Raw genomic sequence first — 21,143 nt, forward strand, 5'->3', positions numbered from 1 at the left:
GCACGTGAGCGAACGTCGGGACGCCGCGGCGGACGAAGATCCGGCGCGGCACGTGCCCGCTGAACCCGTACAAACGTCGAACGGCGAGGAGCCGGAGACGACGGCCGCGATCGGCACCGAAGACGTGCTGGACGCCGAACCCGCCCCGCCGGTGGCCACCGAGCCGCCGCTGGGCGGGAAACGCGCCAGGCGCTCGCCGTGGAACCGCACGCGGGATCGCGTGTTCGCCGCCGCGATCGTGGTGGTCGTCGCCGTCACCGGCGTCGTCATCGGGGTGAACAGCGACAACGCGGCCACGGTCGCGCAGGTCGCCGCCACCGAGCCGCCGGCCCTCCCACTCGCTCCGGCGGAAGTGCCGGGTTCGCTGACCGAGCTGTGGCAGGCGCCGAGTTCGGCGACGCCCGTCCCCATCGGCGAGGCCAACACCGTCGTCACCGCCGACAAAGGCGAGGTACTCGGCCGGGATCCGTCGACCGGCGCCGTCCGATGGCGCTACTCCCGCGATCTGGAGCTGTGCACCGTCGCGCTCGCCGGGATCAAGGTGGACGCGGTGTACCGCAAGGAAACCGGCTGCAGCGAGGTCACCCAGCTCGACACCGGCACCGGACGCCGCACCGCGCAGCGCAACGGCGACGCCGAACTCGGCACCCAGCTGGTCGTCGACGGCTCGCACGTCACCACGACCGGCAAGAAGCTGCTCAACACGTGGCGCGACGACCTGGTCAAAAGCATGGAGTACGGCGAGGTCCCGGCCGTCGTGCAGCCGAACAAGCAACCCCGGTCAGGCTGCACCTACGGCACGGTGGCCGCCGCGTCGGGCAAGATCGGCGTGATCGAACGCTGCCCCGGCGACCCGGCCGACCGCTTCACCGTCTACCGCGCGACCAACGACGAGGCCGACGAACCGAAGGTCGACTACAGCACCGTTCTGGCGGGGAAGAACGCGAAAGTCGTCGCGATGTCCGGCGATCTCGCCCTGATCATGCTGCCGGAACAGAAATTGCTGGTCATCTACGGCGCCGACGGGGTCCAGAAGTCGGCGTACCCGCTCGATGTGCCCGCAGCGGACATCGCGCAGGACCCGGTGGGCGGGATCATGGCGACCGCGTGGACCGCGCAAGGCGTCTACTGGTTCACCGGCTCGAAGACCATGGCGTTCTCGCGAGACGATCTCACGCCGCGCTGGACGCTGAACAACGCCGTCGGCCCCGGTGTGACCTTCGGAGATCAGCTGGTCGTGCCGATCCAGGGCGGGCTCGCCGTCCTCGACGAGATGACCGGCACCACGATCCGCACCGTAGGCGTCGACAGGCGCGGCTACAGCGGTCCCGTGCGGCTCGCTTCGGTCGGTCCGGTGCTGCTGGAGCAGCGCGGCGCCACCCTGGCCGCCCTCAAGTGACCGGCGGGCGATAGCAAAGGTCCCTTGCTCTCCGCGCCGTCATCCCGGCACCGAGGTCTTGGCACGGGGTCGGCCGAGTTCCTTCCAGCACCATCGACCGCCCTCGTCAGCGAGCGTGCCCGCGGCGGTGCGGGATCGCCCTTTGACGCTCACCTCGACGACCACCGAGTACTCGGTTTCGGAGACCTTGGCGAGTTCGCCGAGCGTCGCGTTCGCCGTTTCGTCGACCTGATCGATGGCCTGGTCGATGTCCTTGTCGGCGTTCCCGCACTTGAGCGCCCTCAACGCGGTCTTGTCGTGGGCGTTGATACCGGCGACGACCGCCCGCGCGGTCTCTTCCGGGCCGGCCGCCTTGTCCGCTTTGTCGTCCCCGAGGAAGAAACCGGGAGCGACGAATCCGGTGATACCCAGCGTGACCAGTACCACGACGACAGCGGCGGCGATGCCGACCAGCAGGCCGGTCTTGCCGTTCTTCGGTGGCGCGGGCGGCCCGCCGAAACCCGGTCCGTACTGCTGGTTCTGGCCGTAGGCGGGGTACTGCTGCTGCGGGTACGCGCCGCTCTGCTCGTAAGTGCCCTGCTGGTACTGCAGCGGTGGGGGCTGCTGCCCGCCATGGTCGTAGTGGGGCTGTCCTGGCTGGGGTGGGTAGGTCATCAACGGTGCCCTTCGTCCTCGCTGCGCGGCGCCGTGTTCGCCCACGACGTGCCCAGTGACCCCAGTTTCACCGTGCCAAGCCTGCTTTTCCGCTCTGTGGCAAGTTCCTGCCGTATCCGGCGGTCAGCTCCACCAGAAGAGGCTCAGCGCGGCCGCCACGCTCACTACGACGCCGAGACCCGCGAAGCCCGCGACGCGGCCATTCCGCGCGTCAGCGGTCCGCTGTGCCAGCACGGCGACTACCGCCGCGACCGGGTGGCCGATCAGCATCGGAAGACCCGGCCCTGGCGCGCCGGTGAAGAGACAGATTCCGGCGATCACCAGGACGCACGTCGCGAGCACGACCATGCCGGCCGTGAGCGAACCGGTCAGGCCGCGCCAGAAATTTCCGCGCCGGGTCGCCGTGGGCTTCTCCGGGCTCACCGGCAGCGGCGTGGTCGCGAGCTCTCCGGTGTCCGATGACGACACGTCCTCGCTGTCCAATCGTCGAGGTCTCAGGATTTCAGGGGCGCCAGCAACTCCCACGGCTGAGCCGCGGGGCCGGCCTCCTGGCCGGCCGCGCAACTGGGCCGGAAGTCGCACCATGCGCAACGACGGCCAGGGCGTGCCGGGAACAACACGTCCTCGTCGCCGCCCGCGTTCAGGGTATCCGTCGCCAGCCGCAGATCCCCGGCGGTCTCGTCGGCACGCTGGAGATGCCGCTTGAGGCTCTGCTCGGTGTGTTCGGCGGCCGCGATGGTGCCGGTGGGCACGTGATGCAACTCGACCTGGTAGCACGGCGTGCGCAACGTCCGGGCGGCCGCGACGGCGTACAGCGCCAAGGCCTGCGAAGAACGAGCCTCGTACTCGTCCGGCTCACGACGGCCGGTCTTGTAGTCGATGATCACCAGTTCCCGGCCGCGCTGGTCGATCCGGTCGGCGCGGCCCTCGATGATGAGGCTGGGCCCGCTGCCCGGTTCGAGCGTGACGGGCGCCGAAACCCAGCGCTCCAGCCCGACCGGATCGACGCTGACGTCGTTGTGCTCGACGTAATCCGCGACCCAGGCCTTCGCGCGAGCGCGATACCGCGCGGCCTGGTCGGTGTCTTCGAACCCGGCGTCCTTCCAGTGCTCGGCGACGAGCGCCATCGCCCGCTGCGGCACACGTTTGGCCACCGGCAGGTCGAACAACGCCCGCAACGCGTTGTGCACCACCGCGCCGAGCGTGCTGTGCGCCCACGCCCCGGTGCGGGTCGGGGACGGGCGGTCGAGATACGACATGCGGTAGCGGCGCGGGCAATCTTCGAACGTCGCGAGGCGCGCGGGCGAGACCTTCGTCAGCTTGCGCGGCGCCTCGACGCCGAAGTCGAAACCAATCTGCTCCATCGGATCACCCCGCCCGCAACGCTACGCACCCCCACCGACACTTTTGGGAGGGGATCCCCAGGAGGAGAGCAAGGGACCTTTGCTATCGCCCGGGCGCCGATCCGCGGCCGAGCGTGCGCCGGTCCGTGAAGGCCTCCTTCACTTCCCTCGAAGTCAGGGTCCCGGGCAAAGTCGAGGTAGGGCGATTCTGACCGCCGGCCGGGCTCTTCTTGCGCCTGACCTGTGCTGAGGTCGACGACCTCACCACACCCCGGTCAGGATCGGCCCGTTCTTGACGAGGGGGTCGTGAGTGATTTAGGTCGTTCTAACCCTCATCAGCACTCACGACCCCACGCGGAAGCGGACAAGAAAGCACCAACCGGACACTCGACCGTCCCTTGTGGACACTGAAGCCCGGTCGGCGCCCCGGAATCAGGCCTGCACTCTCTTGCCTTCGCCGGGACCCTGCCCCGCGCGGATCGCGTTCAGCCCGCTGAACGCGATCCGCCCCGGCCCGAAAGAGAGCAAGGGACCTTTGCTATCGCCGGGGTCGCCCTGCGGGTCAGGTACCCGCGATGAAGCCCTTCACCGAGTTCGCCACCAGTTCGACGGCGATCGCGGCCAGCAGCAGACCGGCGATCTTCGCCAGCAGCGTGATCCCGCTTTCCTTGATCAGCCGGATGACCACGCCCGAGTACCTCATGCACAGGTACAGCACGAAGTGCACCGTCACGATCGAAAGCGCGAGAGCCACGTACGCGCCGACGTGCCCATCGGCCTGCCGCACGAAGACGATGGTCGCGGCGATCGCACCGGGACCGGCGAGCAGCGGCGTCCCGAGCGGCACCAGCGCGACGTTGACGTCGTCACCCGCCGCTTCGGCCTCGCCGCCGGTCTTGCCGGTCAGCAACTGCAGCGCGATCAACAGCAGCAACAGCCCGCCCGCGCCCTGCAGCGCGGGGATGCCGATGCCGAGATACGACAGGATCGCCTGTCCCGCCACGGCGAACAGCGAGATCACCAGCAGCGACACCAGCACCGCCTGCCGCGCGGCCTTGGCGCGCAACGCCACGGACTTGCGGCCGGTCAGGCTCAGGAACACCGGCACCGTGCCGGGCGGGTCCATGATGACGATCAGCGTGATCGTCGCGCTCATGAACAGGCGCGCGTCGAAGAAATCCGTGATCGTCACCGGGTCACGACCTGGTATCCGGTCGACCGCGAGACGAGTTCCTCCAGCGCGACCGGGTCGGTGGTCTCGTCGCCGAGGTCGATGGTCTTGTTCGTGCCGTGGTAGTCACTCGACCCGGTGCGCACGAGTCCCAGCTCCCCCGCCAGCCCGTGCAGTCGGACGCGGGTCTCCTCGTCGTGGTTCGGGTGGTCGACCTCGACGCCGGTCAGGCCGCGCCGGGCGAGATCGGCGAGGACGTCGACGGTGATGGTCGCGCCGCGCGTGTAGGCGAAGGGATGCGCGATCACGGTGACCCCGCCAGCTTCCGCGATCATGTCGATCGCGTCCTCCACGAGGGTGTCCTGCCGTGCCACGAAATACCCGCTGCCGTTGCCGAGATAGCTTCCGAAGGCTTCGTTCACCGACGAGACGACACCGGCGCGCACCAAGGCTTGCGCGAGGTGCGGGCGGCCGGCCGAACCGTCCTCGGGCAGCAACGACATGACCTCGTCGGGGTCGACCGGCAGGCCGTCGGCCGCCATCCGTTCCGCCATCACGCGCAACCGCCACCGCCGCTCCGACCGCAGCCGGGTCTGCTCGGCGACGAGCGCGGCCGACTCGGGATCGAAGAGATACGCGAGCAGATGCACGCTGACGTGCCGCCCGGTCGCCGGATCGACGGAGATCGTGGACAGCTCGGCACCGGGCACGAGGGAAAGGCCCGGCGGGAGTGCCTCGGCGGCCGGGGCCCAGCCGGCCGTGGTGTCGTGATCGGTGATCGCGACTACGTCGAGGCCCGCCTTCGCGGCGGCGGCGACCAGCCCGGCCGGGCTGTCGGTGCCGTCGGAGGCGGTGGAGTGGGCGTGCAGGTCGATGCGCATCGCGGCTCAGTATCTATCGCGCTGATCAGGGCCGCGCTGCCAGGGCGCGACTTGGTGACCTGCGTTGCAGCCGACGACGACGGCGCCCTGCCATCGCACCCCTGAGGCCTGGCGGCCAAAAGGCGCGCGACTCCAAAAGATCAAAAGACCTGGGTCACCGCTGAGTCGGTACCTGCGCTCAGCCGGGTCAGACCTGAGTCAGGGCTGAGTCGGTGTCAGCGGCTAGCCGACCTTCTTCTTGCCGCGAGCGGCGCGCTGGGCCTTGATCATCGAGAAGCGCTCGGCCTGCTTCTGCTTGTCGCCGAAGACGAGCTCGGAGATCGTGTCGTAGAACTCTTCCGGCCTCGGCAGGTAGTCGATGCGGTTCAGCGCCTGGATCTGACCGGCCGACTCGACCACCATCGTCCCGTACCCCATCATCCGGCCCCACGCCGAACGTTCGTAGGTGAGGTCGGTGACCTTGGTGATCGGCATCATCAGCACCTTTGTGGTGAAGACGCCGGTGGTCATCACGAATCGCTTGTCGGTGACGACCAGCCGTTCGACCCACCACTCCATCACGATGTACGCGAACCGCAGGACGACCAGCAACGCGGCGTACCACAGGATGTTCTGGATCACCCACGCGGCGGCCGGCAGAAGATAGGACACCAGGACGCAGATCGCCAGGAGGGCGACCGCCTCGAAGGTGTCCCACAACAGCACAGCCCAGTGACGGCGGATCCTGATGACCCGCCGTTCGGTGTCGAGGAGATACTCGTCTGGATCGCGTGGGGCGAACATACTGGGAGAGTATCCGCCGTCCGCTAGCTGAAGACGCTGCTGACGAAGGTGATCACTGATTCGGCCGAGTCACGCAGGAAGCCGATGATGTTTCCCACGAGGCCCGCGGCCTGACCTGGCTGCGCGATCACGAAGAACAGCACCAACGCGATTCCTGCGAAAGTGAGGAGCTTTTTCGCGTTCACGGCGATCAATCCTGTCTCTTACGGTGACTGACTGCGGATACTGACCATTCATTTTGTACCGCACCTTCCACCCGCGCGGGAGGGAAGTCCCGCGCTTGGGTCAGCCGGCGAGGAGAAGTGTACCGTACGGCTACTCTCCGTGTACAGGAAAGTCGCTGTCCGGACGTCCGCGTCTACCATTCGGGAATGAACACCGTTTCGGACAGCACCGTCCGCTGTGTCGGCGGCATCGTCCACGACGAACACGGGCGAATTCTCCTGATCCGGCGGGCGAATGAGCCCGGACGTGGGCTCTGGTCGGTCCCCGGCGGACGGGTCGAACCAGGCGAATCAGACGAAGCGGCCGTGATCCGTGAGATGCGGGAAGAGACCGGACTGGACGTGATGCCGGGCACATTCGTCGGCAACGTCCGTCGCGGCCGTTACGACATTCGCGACTACGCCTGCTCGGTCACCGGCGGCACTCTCCGTGCCGGCGACGACGCCGTCGACGCCCGCTGGATCGACGCCCGCACCTTGATCGAACTCGACAAAGGCGGCCGACTGGCCGAACTCTTGTTCGTCACTCTCCGCGACTGGAACGTGCTGCCGACCGGGAATATCTCGTTGACGTGACAAATGCCGTGGTGGATTTGGCAAATGACGTGAGGATAAAGCACCGCAAGAGGTGAAAATTATCCTCCGCGATGCTTTACCGACATCTTCGCGACAGGTGAAAGGCTAAACCGGGAGCCAGGTCATCCGCTGTCCGTGCGGTGCCGTCCTGGCCAGCGCCCGTACCTCCGGCGTGTCGCCTTCCCAGCGGACGAGCCCGAGGACGGCCGACCCGCCGTTGGTGTCGGCCAGTTCGGCCCGCCCGGGCAGCAACGGCGCCAAGGCGGCCCCGTAGAACTCCTCGCTGACCCACCACAGCGGCCGGTCCCCCGCCAGCTTCCGCAGCGCGTCGACGAAGTCCGCTCGCCGCTCCCCCAGGTACGCCAGCACGTGGCTGGTCAGCACGACCAGGGGGACGTCGGCGGGCAGGGTGGCGGCGGCCGAGGCGAGGTCGTCGACAGCGTCACCGGTGATGAGCTCCGGCCGCTGCTTGCCCTGCGCGGCCGCGGCGGTGCGCAGGAGCCGGATCCGGTCCGGCTGGTCGGCCCAGACGCAGGCTTCGAGCCAGGCCAGTTCGTCTTCGTCGCTCAGGTCCACCGGGGCCCGGTCGAGACCGGCGCGGGCGGTGATCGCCAGTTTCTTCGGCATCTTCGGCGTGACCGCGCCGGGTGCGAGGTCCAGCGCGCAGTGCAGGCCGACAGCGGCCTTCGCGGGGCCGGCGGTGAGCTGCTCGCCGCCGGCGCACTGGTAGCGGTAGGCGTACTTGTCCAGGCTGAGCAGCAGCCCGGCACTACACCCGACCTCGAGCAGCGCGATCTTGCCGCCCGCCTCCTTCGCCGCCGTCGTGACGGCGGGGTAGAGCAGCGCGGCGCGGCGGACCTCGTTGGTCTGCGTGTACCGCGAAGAGATGATCGCCCGCGCCTTGTCCGCCCGCTCCAGCAGGAACGAGCGGAACAGCGGCCACGTCTCCGAGTCCACGCCGTCGAAGCCGCCGACGGACGGGTAGTACCGCGAAAGCGGGTGGATCGGGTCGGCCTGGATGAGCCGGTGCGCGGTCGCCAGCAGCAGCGTCCCGCGCGCCTCGCCGCCGCGGGCGTCGGTCAGGAGCCCGGCGACGTCGTCGTCCTCGGCCGCCTTGCCCGCCAGGTGTTCGTACAGCGGCGAAACACCGGCCGCTTCGACCGTCGCGAACTTCCGCAGACGGCTCTTGATCTCATCCAGCCCGATGGGCATCGACGCGCTCCCTCTTCCCGTTCGTGACCCCCATTATTCGTGCGGAACGGGGCGGCCGGGCTGTTCACCGCCCCTGCTGTCACCGTAGGACCGCTTCGGCACCATCACCTTGCGACGGAACACACACACGATCGTGCCGTCCTGCTTGTACCCGCGTGTCTCGACGTAGACGACGCCGCGATCGTCCTTCGACTTCGACGGCGTCTTGTCCAGCACCTCTGTCTCGCCGTAGATGGTGTCGCCGTGGAAGGTCGGCTTCACGTGCTTCAGCGACTCGACCTCGAGATTCGCGATCGCCTTGCCGGACACGTCCGGCACCGACATCCCGAGCAGCAGCGAGTAGATGTAGTTGCCGACCACGACGTTCTTGCCGAAGTCAGTGGACTCCTGCGCGTAGTGGGCGTCGAGGTGCAGCGGGTGGTGATTCATGGTGATCAGGCAGAACAGGTGGTCGTCGTACTCGGTGACCGTTTTGCCCGGCCAGTGCTTGTAGACCGCGCCGACCTCGAACTCTTCGTAATAGCGACCGAACTGCACCCATTCCTCCTGCACGAGTAACGCGGCGTGAGCCTGGAACGACAGGCCTTCGTGTTGAGGAGTACCCTCGGCCATTGGTGTCCGGTCGTCAACGCGACCCACACCACTGCGTAGCCGTCCACCGAGCCGAGGAGGTGAGGAACCCGATGTCCAGTGGCGATAGTCCGCTTCCTAGTAGTCGCAGCGTTCCCGCCTTCACGTCTCGCCGGTTCCCCACCTGGCAGGGCTGACGAAACCGGGAACGCTGGCCTAGCCGAGCGGCCCCCCGACCGCTTGGCCCGTCGTCTTCGCGCACAACGCACGACGTCTGCCCAGGAGATCCCATGCCTGCCATTCCCTCGCTCGGCGGCCTTCGCGGCCGGAGCAACGGCCGCGCCAAGAGCGTCCCCGATCGCCCGTTGCCCGTCCCCCTTTCGGCGTACGTCGTCGATTGCGCGGTGTACGTGGAGGGCAAGCGTCTGCCCGGCCGGTGGTCGCACTCCGAGGCGATCAAAGAGGTGCGCAAGCGGCACGCCGGCTTCGTCTGGATCGGTCTGCACGAGCCGGACGCGGTCCAGATACAGGGCATCGCGGACACCTTCGGCCTGCACGAGCTGGCCGTCGAGGACGCGCTCGAAGCGCACCAGCGGCCCAAGCTCGAACGCTACGACGACACGCTGTTCATGGTGCTGAAGACGGTCCGCTACGTCGAACACGAGTCGCCCGCGACGGCGAACGAGATCGTCGAGACCGGCGAACTGATGGCGTTCCTCGGCCGCGACTTCGTGATCACCGTGCGGCACGGGAACCACTCGGGGCTCGCCCGGCTGCGCCGCGAACTCGACCAGGAACCCGAGCGGCTCGACCTCGGGCCGTCCGCGGTGCTGCACGCGATCGCGGACCACGTCGTCGACCACTACCTCGACGTCACCACCGCGATCGAGTCGGACATCGACGAAATGGAGACGCACGTCTTCGCGCCGCGCTCCAAGGTGAGCGCCGAGCAGATCTACTTCATGAAACGCGAGGTGCTGGAGCTGCGGCGCGCGGTCATGCCGCTGGGCACTCCGCTGCAGCGGCTCGCCGAGGGCTACACGCGGCTGATCCCGGACGAGGTCCGCTCGTACTTCCGCGACGTCTCCGACCACTTGACGACCGTGGCGGAGCGGGTCGCGAACTTCGACGAACTGCTGACCACGCTGGTGGACGCGACGCTGGCGAAGATCACCCTCCAGCAGAACACCGACATGCGCAAGATCACCGCGTGGGCGGCGATCATCGCGGTCCCGACGGCGCTGGCCGGCATCTACGGGATGAACTTCGACTACATGCCGGAGCTGCATTGGCGCTTCGGCTACCCGGTGGCGATGACGGTCATCTTCGGTGTCTGCATCCTGCTCTACCGAATATTCAGGAAGAACCGCTGGCTCTGAGCACCTTCCCTTCGGTAGTACTGGAGTTCCCCCATGCCAAGGATCCTGACCAACCTCAAGTTCTGGGCTCTCGCCTTCTGCCTCGTGTGGCTGGGCATCGTGATCGCGATCATCGCCAAGGACCCCGCGTTCGCGCACGGCACCAAATAGCGCGCCCGGCATTACGCTGGGGAGCATGAAGGCGCTGGTCGTCGCGGACGAAGTCGAGGAGCGGTTGTGGACCTCCGCTGTCCACCATCTGCCGGCCGACCTCGACCTCGTCGTCGGTGCCGGCGACCTGCCGTACGACTACCTGGAGTTCCTGGCGAGCGCGCTCGACGTGCCGTGCGTGTTCGTCCCTGGTAACCACGATCCCGACCTGTCGGGCTACACCCGCTACGGCGGACTGTCCATGAAGGACGGTTTTCCCGCGGAGTGGCCGGGTCCGGCGGGCGGGGTGAACGCGGACGGCCGGATCGTCGACATCGGCGGGCTGCGGGTCGCCGGGCTCGGCGGTTCGGTCCGCTACAACGACGGCCCGAACCAATGGACGCAACGCCAGCAGGCGCGGCGTGCGCGGCGACTCGTGCGCCGGGCGCGGCTGCGTCGTCGGCGGGACGGGCGGGACGTCGACATCCTGCTCACCCACGCGCCGCCTCGGCACTGCGGTGACCGCGAGGATCCACCGCACCGCGGCTTCGACTGTCTCCATCGCACGATCGAGTCGCTGCGGCCGAAATGGTTGCTGCACGGGCACATCCACCCGCACGGCGAACCCGTGCCGGACCGGGTGGTCGGCGAAACCACGGTACGCAACGTGGTCGGGCACCGGATCATGGAGTTCCTATGAAGGACACCGGTTTTCCCCGGGCGGACGCGGAGCACGACTTCCTCCGCGCACGACGGCGACAGGTCCTGTCACGGCTGGCGACCTGGCTGCGCCGCGAGCCCGACGACGTCAACATCATGCTGCCCTTCCACGAGGTGGTCGACGCGCTCGGCTACCTCGGCGAGCGGAGGATCGGACCGCGGGTGATCCGGCTCGATTCGATCGTCGGCAGCGTCGACCGCGGCCGCGATTTCGACCGCCGCTTCCGCCCGACGTCCGGCCGCGTCCGCGAACGCTGGGAACGGCTGGCGCTCGCGACCAGACGCGGCGAGTCGATCCCGCCGATCGAGGTCTACCGCGTCGGTGAACTGCATTTCATCATCGACGGGCACCACCGCGTTTCGGTAGGACACGCGATGGGACTGTCCACAATAGAGGCGATGGTCACCGAGGTGCGGACCAAACTGGACCCGAGCGGGATCCGGTACCGCGGCGATCTCATCGTGAAGGACTACCGGCGGCTGTTCCTGGAGCGCGTCCCGCTTTCCGGGCACTCGCGGGCTTCGGTGGTGTTCACGGATCCGTGGGACTACGCGCGGCTCGGTGAACACGTGGAGGCGTGGGGTTTCCGGCTGATGCAGGACGAAGGCCGCTACTCGGATCGCGCGACGTTGGCGCAGCGGTGGTTCGACGAGGAGTACGTGCCGGTGGTGGCGATGCTGCGGCAGGCCGACATGATCGGCGACCGCACCGACGCCGAGGCGTACCTGTGGGTGGCGTGTGAACGGTACCGGCTGATCCGGACGCACCGGTGGGACGACGAGGTCATCGAAGCGGTGCGGTCACAGTCCCGCTGACGACCCTGGGTGATAGCGCGCTTTGACTCGCGACGTGAGATGAAAGGCCCCTTCATTGCAAATTTTGCAATGAAGGGGCCTTTCATGTCGTCCCCCTACATGTGCACAGCGACCGGAGCGTCCGAAGCGCCCTCCGGAGCCTTAGCCGGGGCACCGGACCGCAGCAGCAGCCCACAGATCACCGCACCGATGACGAAGATCCACCCGCCCCACACGAATGCGGTCGTGTAGCTGTGCACCGCCGCTTCGGCCGCGAGCTGCGGCGAAGGCGTCTTGCCGACCAGGAACGACGTCGCCGCGTTTCCGGCGAGCGTGCTCAGCAGCGCGGTCCCGATCGAGCCGCCGACCTGCTGGGCGGTGTTGACCGCGGCCGACGCGACACCGGCGTCGCGGGTGTCGACACCGAAGGTCGCGACGCTCATGGCGGGCGCCATGGCGAGGCCGATGCCGACGCCCATGATCATCAGCGGGAAGAGCACGCCGCTGGAGTACGTGCTGGTGGTGTCGATGGCCGAGAGCCAGAACAGTCCCAGTCCGGCGATCAGCATCCCCAGTGACACCAACGGTTTCGCGCCGAACTTCGGCAGGAGCACGGCCGTCGCCGACGTCGCGCTGGCCATCAGGGTGGCGACCATCGGCAGGAACGCGACCCCGCTCTGTACCGGCGTGAACCCGAGGTTCAGCTGGATGTAGAAGGTGAGGAACAGGAAGATCGAGAACATCCCGATGGCGAGCAGGAACATCGCGAGGTACGAGCCGCCGCGGTCGCGGTCGAGCAGGACGCGCAACGGCAGGAGCGGATGCGCGGCCCGTTGCTGGATCACCACGAACGCGGCGAGCAGCACGACACCGGCGGCGAGGAAACCCCAGACCGAGATCGAGGACCACGAGTCACGTTCGGCGTTCGCGAAGCCGTAGACCAGCGCGAACAGACCGGCCGACGCGGTGATCGTGCCCGGGATGTCGAGCTTCGGACGCGGGCCTTCGCTCTCGGCGTTCTTGAGCAGCACGGCCGCACCGGCGAACGCGACCACCGCGAAGATGATGTTGACGTACATCGACCAGCGCCAGTCGAGGTATTCGGTCAGCACGCCGCCGAGCAGCAGGCCGATCGCCGCACCGCCACCACCGATCGCGCCGAAGACGCCGAAGGCCTTGCCGCGTTCCTTCGGGTCGGTGAAGGTCGTGGTCAGCAGCGAAAGGGCCGCCGGGGCGAGAAGAGCGCCGAAGACACCCTGCGCGGCGCGCGCGACGAGCAGCATCTCGATGCTGGTGGCGGCGCCGCCGATCGCCGACACGATGGCGAAGCCGGCGAGGCCGACCATGAAGGCGCGTTTGCGGCCGAAGAGGTCCGCGAGCCGCCCGCCCAGCAGGAGCAGGCTGCCGAACGCGAGCGCGTAGGCGGTGACGACCCATTGGCGGGCGTCGTTCGAGAAGTCGAGGGCTTGCTGCGCGGACGGGAGCGCGATGTTCACGACGGTGGCGTCGAGCACCACCATCAGCTGGGCGAGACCGATCACCACCAGGATCAGCCATCTCCTGGCGTGGTGCGGGTCGGTGTGCTGCGTGGCCGCGTCCCCCGGCGGCGTGACGACAGCGGTGGATGACTCAGGCATACGGGCGGTTTCCTCACCGATAGTGACGGAGAAGCTATGTGGAGTAGGTATCTCCTCTTTTGCCGTCACCGTACCCGAAAAGCGGAGAAGCTTCCTCTACTTTATTTGTTAAGCTGGACCAATGGCTCGGGACCTCGCTCCCGCCGCACCGGCGCGGCCGTTGCGGCGCGACGCTGAACTCAATCGGCAGCGCATCATCGCGGCGGCACGCGACGTCTTCGGCGAGCGCGGACTCGAAGCGACGCTCGACGACGTCGCGCATCACGCGGGCGTCGGTGTCGGCACCGTCTATCGCCGCTTCCCGAGCAAGGAACACCTGGTCGAGGCCATGTTCGTCGACCAATTCGAGACGATCCGCCAGTTCGCCGAAGAAGCGCTTCGCGCCGAAGACCCCTGGGACGGCTTCGTCGGCTTCACCTGGCGCGCGGCCGAGCTGCACGCCGGTGACCGCGGGTTACGGGAAGTCATGCTGTCGAACGTCTTCGGCCACGAGCGCGTCGCCGAAGCGAAAGCACGCATGGTGCCGTTGATCACACAGCTCGTCGAGCGTGCTCAGTCGACGGGCGCCCTCCGCGCGGACTTCATGCCGACGGACATCCCGCTACTGCACCAGATGCTCGGCTCGGTCATCGAGTTCACGCACAGTATCCAACCGGACCTGTGGCGCCGGTGTCTCGCGATGCTGCTGGACGGCCTGCGCGCCGAGCCCGGCCGTGCCACCCCGCTGCCGCACCCCCCGCTGGACGCCGAAGCTCTGGACGAGGCGATGTGCTCCTTCCGGCTGCCCAAGCTCCGCTAGCCCCCCCGCGTTTAGTCCTCTGAACGCGGTCCTTGCGCGCGCAACTACCGCGTTTCGTCCTCTAAATGCGGGGTTGGAGGGCTACGGGAGCTTCGGGAACACCGCGACGGCGACCTCCCGCGCCGCCGCGCAGGTGGCGTCCTCCGGCGCCCCGTCGACACCGACCACCGAGAGCGTCGCCTGTTCGACCCGCTCCGGGGTGCCCGGGATCGGCCGGTGCGTGGTCACCTGGCAGAACGCGCCCGACGTGGTGACCTCGACCTGCCGCCCGCCCAAAGCCTCCGTCGCGCCCGGGGTGGTGTCCGCCCCGACCGACAGCGAGAAGCTGACCTTGCCGCGGATGCAGCTGTGCCCGGACAGCGCCGGGGCGGGTTTGGTCTCCGCGCCGGCGGCCGCGTCGAGTTCGTGCTGGTCGAGCGGCGCACACGGGGCGACCCGGCCCCACGAGCGCCGGTCGAGGTTCAGCCGCCCGACCCGGCGGGCGCTGATCACCTCCGCCGCGCTGCCGACCGTGGCGTCGGCGATCCGGCAGCGAGTGGCCTGGTCGGCCGGCGCCGTGTTGTCGGAGGTGACGACGATGGACAGCCGGATCCCGTCGGCGAAGGTCAGCAGCCGGGTGCAGGCGGTGTCCTCGTTGAACGTCGACTGCTGGACGCTGACGCCTTCCGGCAACGACCCGCCGTATTCGTAGGGCTGATTGTTCGGATCCTGCCCGGAAGTGATCGGGCCCGTGGTCACGGTGTAGCGATTGGCGCCCTCGACGAATTCGAGGCGGCAGAACTCGAAAGAGCTCAAAGGCGGTTTGACCGCGTTTCCGCCGCCGATCACTTTCCGCTGGTCGACGAGGCTGCAGTAATCGAGCGACGAGTATTCCCCGAGCGCCTCGGAAGCGGTCAGGGCCTCTTCACCCGCCGTGGTCGGCGGCGCCACCGCCGGTTCCGGACCGGAACAGGCCGCGGCGAGGAACAGGCCGCAGAGTACTGCGCTGAGTCTCTTCGAGGGCACCGGAGCAGTATCGTCAAAAGATCGCGGAACACCACCCCTTACGGGCGAAGAACACAGGGTCCGCCAGGTTTTCCCAGGTAACCGCCTTACCGCGATTTCACGCCCTTAGGGGTGCGTTTCGTCCCGCGGTGGGATGCGGCCGGCCCGTCATGAGACGAGAATGGGTTTCACACAACGTGACGACCGAGAGGGAAGAACCGTGACGAACCCCGTAGCCGCCCGCCTGACCCGACCGCGCCAGGGCCGCATGATCGGCGGCGTCTGTGCCGGTCTCGCCAAACGCTTCGGCACCACGCCGGGCAAGGTCCGCCTGCTCGCCGTGCTGTCCTGTCTGCTGCCCGGTCCGCAGTTCATCGTCTATCTCGTCCTCTGGCTCGCTCTGCCCGAGTCCGAGTACTGATCCCGGCTTCAGCCGTTGGGGTCGAACGGGATGCCGGCCGGTTTGGCCTTGGCCAGATTGTTCGCGAAGGCACCGTCCTTGATCGCCAGGCTCGCGCTGCCGAAATCGGCGCGGACGAGGGTGTCGCGGATTCCTGGCGGGAAACCGTCCCAGGAGACGAGGTCCGGGTACTGCCAAGCGCCGTAGTGGTTCTCCGGCGGTTCGGTCGCGCTCGCGATGCGGAAGCAGTGGGTGCTCACGCCGTCCTTGTGGTAGACGATCTTCGGGTGGGTGCCCTCCCAGGAGACCTTCGAGCGGTCGTAAGTGGAGTAGTTGCCGTGCGCGGACGTCGAGACGTACTGGGCTTGGCCTTCACTCACCCAGACGACGACGTGCTCGATGTCGTGCCGGTGCCCACAGCAGTCGATGCCCGGCACGGCCTGGTCTTTTTCGAAGTAGAGGTCGTACAGGTACGCGCACCAGCCGTTGTTGCACTTCGACCGCGCGTAGGAGTTGGTGTTGTCGAGGTCTGACCGGTCGCGGCACTGACCGTTGAGGGCTCCGGAGTTCTTGAGTCCGGGAGCGAGCGCGCCGGTCGGTGAGATGGCGGGCGTCGGATAGCAGCCGTCGGTGTCGTAATCGAACGCGGGCTGCCAGGTCCGATCGGCCTCGGTCGCGTTCGACGGCAGCGCCTGTGGGGGTTCTGCCCAGGCGACGGCCGGGGCGAGCGTGGTGAGGAGAACCGCTCCGATGAGCCCCTGCAGGAGACGGCGTGGCAGCTTCTTCGTCAAGGCAGGCGCCCCTTCGCTCGGTTTCGGTATTCCGCGCGTCGGGCTGAGGGTCTCGGATCGGCCGATGATCGTAAACCGCCGAAGGTCGGAAAATCCGTGAAGGCCCCCTTCAGCCGAGGAAAGGAGGCCTTCACGCGCTTCCGGGACAGAAGGGTTACTCGGTGTAGGTCAAGTTCTTGCCGCTGGCACCGTCGAAGAGCTTGATCTTGTCCGCGTCGAACCAGAGCTCGACATTCTGGTTCTCCGCGGCCGAGGACGACGCGGAGAGCCGGGCCACGATCTGCGACTCGGCACCCGGCACGTCCGCGGAGCCGCTGTCGGCGGCGAGATCCGCGAGGTCGGACGACGACGCGACCTCCCCCTCGACCGAGAAGTGCGCGAACTTCTCCGAACCCATCGACTCGAGGACGTCGACGTGGGCGGTGAACGTGGCCCCGCCCGCACGAGCGGAGTCGTCGATCAGCGCGACGTCCTCGAAATGCTCCGGCCGGATGCCGACGATGACCTCGCGCGGCGCGTCGGCGGCCTCGACCAGCCGCCGCACCCGGTCGGTGAGCGGGATGTCTCCCAGCGCGCTGCGCGCGGTGCCGTTCTCCAGCGTCGCCGCCACGAAGTTCATCGACGGGCTGCCGATGAACCCGGCCACGAACAGGTTCGCCGGGTTGTCGTAAAGGAACTGCGGCGAACCGATCTGCTGGACGTGCCCCGCCCGCAGCACGACGACCCGGTCGCCGAGGGTCATTGCCTCGGTCTGGTCGTGCGTGACGTAGAGCGTCGTCGTGCCCAGCTGCTTCTGGATCTTCGACACCGAGGTCCGCATCTGACCGCGCAGCTTCGCGTCCAGATTGGACAGTGGCTCGTCCATCAGGAACGCCTTGGGGTTACGGACGATCGCGCGTCCCATCGCGACCCGCTGCCGCTGCCCACCGGAGAGGTTCGCCGGTTTGCGGTCCAGATGCCCGGTCAGGTCGAGGATCTGCGCGGCTTCTTCGACCTTCGCGCGCACGATCTTGTCGTCGACCTTGGCCAGCCGCAGCGGGAACGCCATGTTCTCCCGCACGCTCATATGCGGATAGAGGGCGTAGGACTGGAACACCATCGCGATGTCACGGTCCTTCGGTGCCCGTTCGTTGACGCGCTGGCCGTCGATCCGCAGCTCGCCGGAGGAGATGTCCTCCAGCCCGGCGACCATGTTCAGCGTGGTCGACTTCCCGCAGCCGGACGGCCCGACCAGGATGATGAACTCACCGTCGGCGATCGTGATGTCCACTTCGGACACCGCGACGGCGCCGTCCGGATACTTCTTCGACACCTTCTCGAGAACAATTTCAGCCATGGGTCAGCCCTTCACCGCACCGGACGTCAGCCCCGCCACGATGCGACGCTGGAAGAACAACACGAACAAGATGATCGGGACGGTGATCACCACGGCGGCCGCGGAGATCGTCCCGGTGGGGTCTTCGAACTGCGAGGACCCCGTGAAGAACGACAACGCCGCCGGGACCGTACGCGAGGACTCGGTCGAGGTCAGCGAGATCGCGAACAGGAAGTCGTTCCAGCAGAAGATGAACACCAGAATCGCGGTGGTGAACACCCCTGGCGCCGCCAAGGGCGCGATCACCTTCCGGAACGCCTGCCCCGGGGTCGCGCCGTCCATCTTCGCCGCCTTTTCCAGCTCCCACGGGATTTCGCGGAAGAAGGCGGAAAGCGTGTAGATGGACAGCGGCAGCGCGAAGGTGATGTACGGCAGGATCAACCCTGGCCAGGTGTCGAACAGCCCCAGCTCACGTTCGATGTTGAACAACGGCGTCACCAGCGACACCTGCGGGAACATCGCGATCAGCAGCGACATCCCCACCAGCAGCTGCTTTCCGGGGAAGTCCAGCCGTGCGATCGCGTACGCCGCCATCGTGCCGAGGACGACCGCGATCACCGTCGCGATGATCGCGATCCCGATCGAGTTCACCAGTGCCCGGATGAACTCCGTGGTCGCGAAGATGTCCGCGTAGTTCTGCAACGTCCATTCCTGCGGGAGGAAATATCCGTCGTCCAAGGTCTCCTTGGTCTTGAACGACAGCGAAATCACCCACAGCACCGGGAACAGCGCGAAGACCAGGACCAGGATGTCGACGAGGCCCCACTTGAGTTTGCGGCCGGGAGTGACCGCTCCACCGATGGCCATCAGCGTTTACCCCCATTGTCGCTACCAGGCGCGGCCGTGCCGAACACCTTGATGAAGATGAACGCGATGATCGCCACCGTGAGGAAGATCAGCACCGCCATCGTCGACCCGATACCGAGGTTCAACCCCTTGACCAGGTTGTTGTAGGTCTGCATCGACACCGACGACGTATCCTGCGCGCCGTTGGTGAGCACGAAGATGTTGTCGAAGATGCGGAACGCGTCCAGGGTGCGGAACAGCAACGCCACCAGGATCGCCGGCTTCATCACCGGCAGCATCACCTTGGTGAACCGCTGCCACGCCGTCGCGCCGTCCATCGCGGCCGCCTTCAGCAGATCGTCCGGCACCAGCGCCAGCCCCGCCATCAGCAGCAACGCCATGAACGGCGTCGTCTTCCACACCTCGGCCAGCACGATGATCGCCAGCGACGGCCAGTACTGGGTCAAGGGCGCGGAATCCGGCGCGAACAGATTGGCGAGATAGCCGGTGTCCGGTGTCCAGGCGTAGTACCAGGAGAACGCCGCGGCCACCGTGACGATGCCGTACGGAATCAGGGCGACCGTCCGCACGAGACCCCGGCCGACCAGCGTCCGGTGCATGATCAGCGCGAGGCCCATCCCGAGGACGAGCTCGATCGCGACCGAAACGATGGTCAAGCCCATCGTCGTCCCGAACGCGGTCCACCAGTATTCGTTGGACAGCACCGAGATGTAGTTCTCGAGGCCGACGAACTCCTGCTGGGCCGGGAACCGGAGGTCGTAGCGCTGCAGGGAAAGCCAGATCGAGTAGACGATCGGGTACCCGGTGACGGCGATCATCACGAACGCCGCCGGAGCGCACAGCCAAAGCCCGAGTCTGCGCTCGGCCTTCTTTCCTTCGCTGAGCACGGGTTTGGTCTTCTTGCCCGGCTCGGCCTTGGTCGCCGAACCGGCGGTTTCCTGCACGGTCACGGGATCACTCCCTTCGACTGGAGCGCTTCGGCGAGCTGCTCCCGCAGCTTCTCTGCCGTCTTCTGCGGATCGATTTCAGAAGGCGGGGAAAGCACCTTCGACAACACGGTCGAAGCGTTCTGGTACGCCGGGGTCAACGGGCGCACCGCGGCGTCCTTGAGCGCGTCCAGGATCGTCTCCCGCATCGGGTACTTCGTGTCCATGCTCGGGTTGTCGTCGCCGGCGGCCGCGGTCGGGTCGAGCGGGGCCGTGTCGGTGTAGAGCGATTCGAGCGTCGGCGGCACACCGTCCTTGAGCGCGGAGAACTTCTGGTTCTTCTCGTTGCGCAGGCACAGCGCGACTTCGTAGGCCTCGGCCTTGTGCTTCGAGGCCGAGCTGACCGCCAGGTTGTAGCCACCGATCGTGGTCTTGGCGGGTTTGCCCGCTTCGAACTCCGGATAGGTGGTCCACTTGAAGTGCTGCAGTTCGTTCTTCTTCTCCTTGGCGTAGGAGGCGTAGACGAACGGCCAGTTCAGTTCGAAGGCGGCATTCCCGCGCTGGAACGATTGGCGGACCTCATCCTCCTTCGCGTTGGTCAGAGACGCGTCGGTGATCCCGGCCGTGGTGACCTTCTTGAGCATCTCCAGCGCCTTGACCGCGCCCGCGTCCATCACGACCGATTTGCCGTCGTCGGAAAGGATCTTGCCGCCCGCCGACTCGACGAGGGTGTTGTAGATGACGACGAGGCCTTCGTACTGCGCGCCGGTGAACACCACGTTCGCCGGTTTGCCCTGTGCCTTGAGCGCCTGGGCCTGCTGGATCATCTCGTCCCAGGTCTTCGGCGGCGTCGGCGTCAGCCTGTCGTCGTACCAGAGCAGCTGGACGTTGGTGTTCTTGGTCGCCGCGTAGAGCTTTCCGTTCCACGTGGCGGTTTCGAGCGGCCCCGGCAGGACACCGGCGGTCGCTTCGGCCTTCGCTTGGCCCGTCCATTCGTCGACCCAGCCCGCCTCGGCGAACTCGGCGACCCAGGTGACGTCCAACCCCAGTACGTCGAGTGAATCATCCCCAGCCGCCAGCCGGCGGACCATCTGCTCCCGCTGACCGTCGGCCGGCCGCGGCAGCTTGTTGTAGACGACCTCATAGCGCCCGCCCGAGGCCTTGGTGCAATCGTCCACAACGGACTGAAAGTTGTCTTCGGGCGCGTAATAGACGTTGATCTTGAGCCCGGCTTGCGCCCCGCAGCCCGCCAACAGGCCCGCCGTCAGCGCTGTCGCGCCGAGCAGCGCGCCGGTGCGGCCCGGTGAGCGGCCCCTCCGGCTCGCGCTCATCCTCTTCCCCATGAGGGCCTCCCTCACCCGCGCGCACGCCCGGGATGCGGCGGCACTAGGACGCGTTGAAGAAGCCGCGCGCCAGCACCCCGACGTGCTAGTGCTCGGGCGGACACGCTGGAGTACGCGACCGCCCGACTGGTGTTGTGCAACCTATTCCGGGCGATCATCGCCCGCAAGCAGTATCGGTAACGATTCAGCGGATCGCACGGCGAACAGCGGAACCCGTACCGCCGAATGTCAGTGGTCCGGTCCTC

The 21,143-nt window shown here is 67.4% G+C and carries 23 protein-coding genes; 7 read left to right on the top strand and 16 right to left on the bottom strand.

From position 1 onward, the window contains the following. Positions 1 to 4 precede the first annotated feature (4 nt). Positions 5 to 1,399 (top strand): Rv3212 family protein, encoded by a 1,395-nt coding sequence (locus ACZ54P_RS21130; protein ID WP_465463257.1) that lies wholly within the window; start codon positions 5 to 7, stop codon positions 1,397 to 1,399. 39 nt (positions 1,400 to 1,438) lie between these two features. Here the strand turns inward: ACZ54P_RS21130 and ACZ54P_RS21135 are convergent, their stop codons facing one another. From ACZ54P_RS21135 to ACZ54P_RS21165, 7 genes are all read right to left on the bottom strand, one after another. Then, positions 1,439 to 2,053: a hypothetical protein gene (locus tag ACZ54P_RS21135; RefSeq protein ID WP_465463258.1), complete on the bottom strand. Its 615-nt coding sequence runs from the start codon at positions 2,051 to 2,053 to the stop codon at positions 1,439 to 1,441. Positions 2,054 to 2,176: 123 nt separating this feature from the next. After that, the gene (locus ACZ54P_RS21140; RefSeq protein WP_465463259.1) at positions 2,177 to 2,521 is read right to left on the bottom strand and encodes a hypothetical protein; all 345 of its coding nucleotides are present in this window, start codon (positions 2,519 to 2,521) and stop codon (positions 2,177 to 2,179) included. A gap of 26 nt (positions 2,522 to 2,547) precedes the next feature. Next, positions 2,548 to 3,417, bottom strand: coding sequence for a RecB family exonuclease (locus tag ACZ54P_RS21145; protein WP_465463260.1), 870 nt, complete (start codon positions 3,415 to 3,417; stop codon positions 2,548 to 2,550). A gap of 541 nt (positions 3,418 to 3,958) precedes the next feature. Then, a complete protein-coding gene (locus ACZ54P_RS21150; protein WP_125780961.1) occupies positions 3,959 to 4,588 on the bottom strand; it encodes a MarC family protein in 630 nt (209 codons plus the stop codon). Next, on the bottom strand, positions 4,585 to 5,448 hold the full coding sequence (locus tag ACZ54P_RS21155; protein WP_465463261.1) for a PHP domain-containing protein: 864 nt from the start codon (positions 5,446 to 5,448) through the stop codon (positions 4,585 to 4,587). Before ACZ54P_RS21155 ends, ACZ54P_RS21150 begins: the two co-directional genes overlap by 4 nt. A gap of 222 nt (positions 5,449 to 5,670) precedes the next feature. After that, positions 5,671 to 6,231, bottom strand: coding sequence for a PH domain-containing protein (locus tag ACZ54P_RS21160; RefSeq protein WP_465463262.1), 561 nt, complete (start codon positions 6,229 to 6,231; stop codon positions 5,671 to 5,673). A 23-nt stretch (positions 6,232 to 6,254) separates the two neighbouring features. Then, positions 6,255 to 6,425 carry a hypothetical protein gene (locus ACZ54P_RS21165; protein ID WP_143104653.1) on the bottom strand — a complete coding sequence of 57 codons (171 nt, stop codon included), beginning with the start codon at positions 6,423 to 6,425 and terminating at the stop codon, positions 6,255 to 6,257. A gap of 177 nt (positions 6,426 to 6,602) precedes the next feature. Here ACZ54P_RS21165 and ACZ54P_RS21170 point away from each other — a divergent pair, with 177 nt between their 5' ends. Beyond that, on the top strand, positions 6,603 to 7,031 hold the full coding sequence (locus ACZ54P_RS21170) for an NUDIX hydrolase (protein ID WP_465463263.1): 429 nt from the start codon (positions 6,603 to 6,605) through the stop codon (positions 7,029 to 7,031). 105 nt (positions 7,032 to 7,136) lie between these two features. On the opposite strand, the gene ACZ54P_RS21175 is transcribed toward ACZ54P_RS21170, so the two are convergent. Next, a complete protein-coding gene (locus ACZ54P_RS21175) occupies positions 7,137 to 8,243 on the bottom strand; it encodes a DUF2332 domain-containing protein (protein ID WP_465463264.1) in 1,107 nt (368 codons plus the stop codon). A 33-nt stretch (positions 8,244 to 8,276) separates the two neighbouring features. Next, positions 8,277 to 8,855 (bottom strand): MaoC family dehydratase, encoded by a 579-nt coding sequence (locus ACZ54P_RS21180; RefSeq protein WP_465463265.1) that lies wholly within the window; start codon positions 8,853 to 8,855, stop codon positions 8,277 to 8,279. 248 nt (positions 8,856 to 9,103) lie between these two features. Between ACZ54P_RS21180 and corA the strand changes: the two genes are divergently transcribed. The 3 genes from corA to ACZ54P_RS21195 all read left to right on the top strand — a co-directional run bounded on the left by corA (position 9,104) and on the right by ACZ54P_RS21195 (position 11,857). Then, the gene (corA, locus tag ACZ54P_RS21185) at positions 9,104 to 10,192 is read left to right on the top strand and encodes a magnesium/cobalt transporter CorA (protein WP_465463266.1); all 1,089 of its coding nucleotides are present in this window, start codon (positions 9,104 to 9,106) and stop codon (positions 10,190 to 10,192) included. A gap of 175 nt (positions 10,193 to 10,367) precedes the next feature. Next, complete coding sequence (locus ACZ54P_RS21190) at positions 10,368 to 11,021, top strand: metallophosphoesterase family protein (RefSeq protein ID WP_465463267.1); 654 nt, start codon at positions 10,368 to 10,370, stop codon at positions 11,019 to 11,021. After that, positions 11,018 to 11,857 carry a chromosome partitioning protein ParB gene (locus tag ACZ54P_RS21195; protein ID WP_465463268.1) on the top strand — a complete coding sequence of 280 codons (840 nt, stop codon included), beginning with the start codon at positions 11,018 to 11,020 and terminating at the stop codon, positions 11,855 to 11,857. The genes ACZ54P_RS21190 and ACZ54P_RS21195 overlap by 4 nt, the downstream gene beginning before the upstream one ends. A gap of 95 nt (positions 11,858 to 11,952) precedes the next feature. Here ACZ54P_RS21195 and ACZ54P_RS21200 read toward each other — a convergent pair whose 3' ends face one another. Next, positions 11,953 to 13,473: an MFS transporter gene (locus tag ACZ54P_RS21200; protein WP_465463269.1), complete on the bottom strand. Its 1,521-nt coding sequence runs from the start codon at positions 13,471 to 13,473 to the stop codon at positions 11,953 to 11,955. 121 nt (positions 13,474 to 13,594) lie between these two features. Here ACZ54P_RS21200 and ACZ54P_RS21205 point away from each other — a divergent pair, with 121 nt between their 5' ends. Beyond that, positions 13,595 to 14,272 carry a TetR/AcrR family transcriptional regulator gene (locus ACZ54P_RS21205; RefSeq protein ID WP_465463270.1) on the top strand — a complete coding sequence of 226 codons (678 nt, stop codon included), beginning with the start codon at positions 13,595 to 13,597 and terminating at the stop codon, positions 14,270 to 14,272. An 81-nt stretch (positions 14,273 to 14,353) separates the two neighbouring features. Here ACZ54P_RS21205 and ACZ54P_RS21210 read toward each other — a convergent pair whose 3' ends face one another. Next, entirely contained in the window at positions 14,354 to 15,277 is a 924-nt protein-coding gene (locus ACZ54P_RS21210) for a hypothetical protein (RefSeq protein WP_465463271.1), read from the bottom strand. Positions 15,278 to 15,437: 160 nt separating this feature from the next. Between ACZ54P_RS21210 and ACZ54P_RS21215 the strand changes: the two genes are divergently transcribed. Then, positions 15,438 to 15,677 (top strand): PspC domain-containing protein, encoded by a 240-nt coding sequence (locus tag ACZ54P_RS21215; protein ID WP_125780943.1) that lies wholly within the window; start codon positions 15,438 to 15,440, stop codon positions 15,675 to 15,677. Between the two features lie 8 nt (positions 15,678 to 15,685). On the opposite strand, the gene ACZ54P_RS21220 is transcribed toward ACZ54P_RS21215, so the two are convergent. The 5 genes from ACZ54P_RS21220 to ACZ54P_RS21240 all read right to left on the bottom strand — a co-directional run bounded on the left by ACZ54P_RS21220 (position 15,686) and on the right by ACZ54P_RS21240 (position 20,898). Further along, positions 15,686 to 16,447, bottom strand: a complete 762-nt coding sequence (locus tag ACZ54P_RS21220) for an NPP1 family protein (RefSeq protein WP_465463272.1) — start codon at positions 16,445 to 16,447, stop codon at positions 15,686 to 15,688. A 154-nt stretch (positions 16,448 to 16,601) separates the two neighbouring features. After that, positions 16,602 to 17,783, bottom strand: coding sequence for an ABC transporter ATP-binding protein (locus ACZ54P_RS21225; protein WP_465463273.1), 1,182 nt, complete (start codon positions 17,781 to 17,783; stop codon positions 16,602 to 16,604). A gap of 3 nt (positions 17,784 to 17,786) precedes the next feature. Further along, on the bottom strand, positions 17,787 to 18,629 hold the full coding sequence (locus tag ACZ54P_RS21230) for a carbohydrate ABC transporter permease (RefSeq protein ID WP_465463274.1): 843 nt from the start codon (positions 18,627 to 18,629) through the stop codon (positions 17,787 to 17,789). After that, positions 18,629 to 19,579: a carbohydrate ABC transporter permease gene (locus ACZ54P_RS21235; RefSeq protein WP_465463275.1), complete on the bottom strand. Its 951-nt coding sequence runs from the start codon at positions 19,577 to 19,579 to the stop codon at positions 18,629 to 18,631. The genes ACZ54P_RS21230 and ACZ54P_RS21235 overlap by 1 nt, the downstream gene beginning before the upstream one ends. Then, positions 19,576 to 20,898, bottom strand: a complete 1,323-nt coding sequence (locus ACZ54P_RS21240) for an ABC transporter substrate-binding protein (protein WP_465463276.1) — start codon at positions 20,896 to 20,898, stop codon at positions 19,576 to 19,578. Before ACZ54P_RS21240 ends, ACZ54P_RS21235 begins: the two co-directional genes overlap by 4 nt. Positions 20,899 to 21,143: the final 245 nt, after the last annotated feature.

This window comes from Amycolatopsis sp. NPDC034160 (assembly GCF_055575355.1).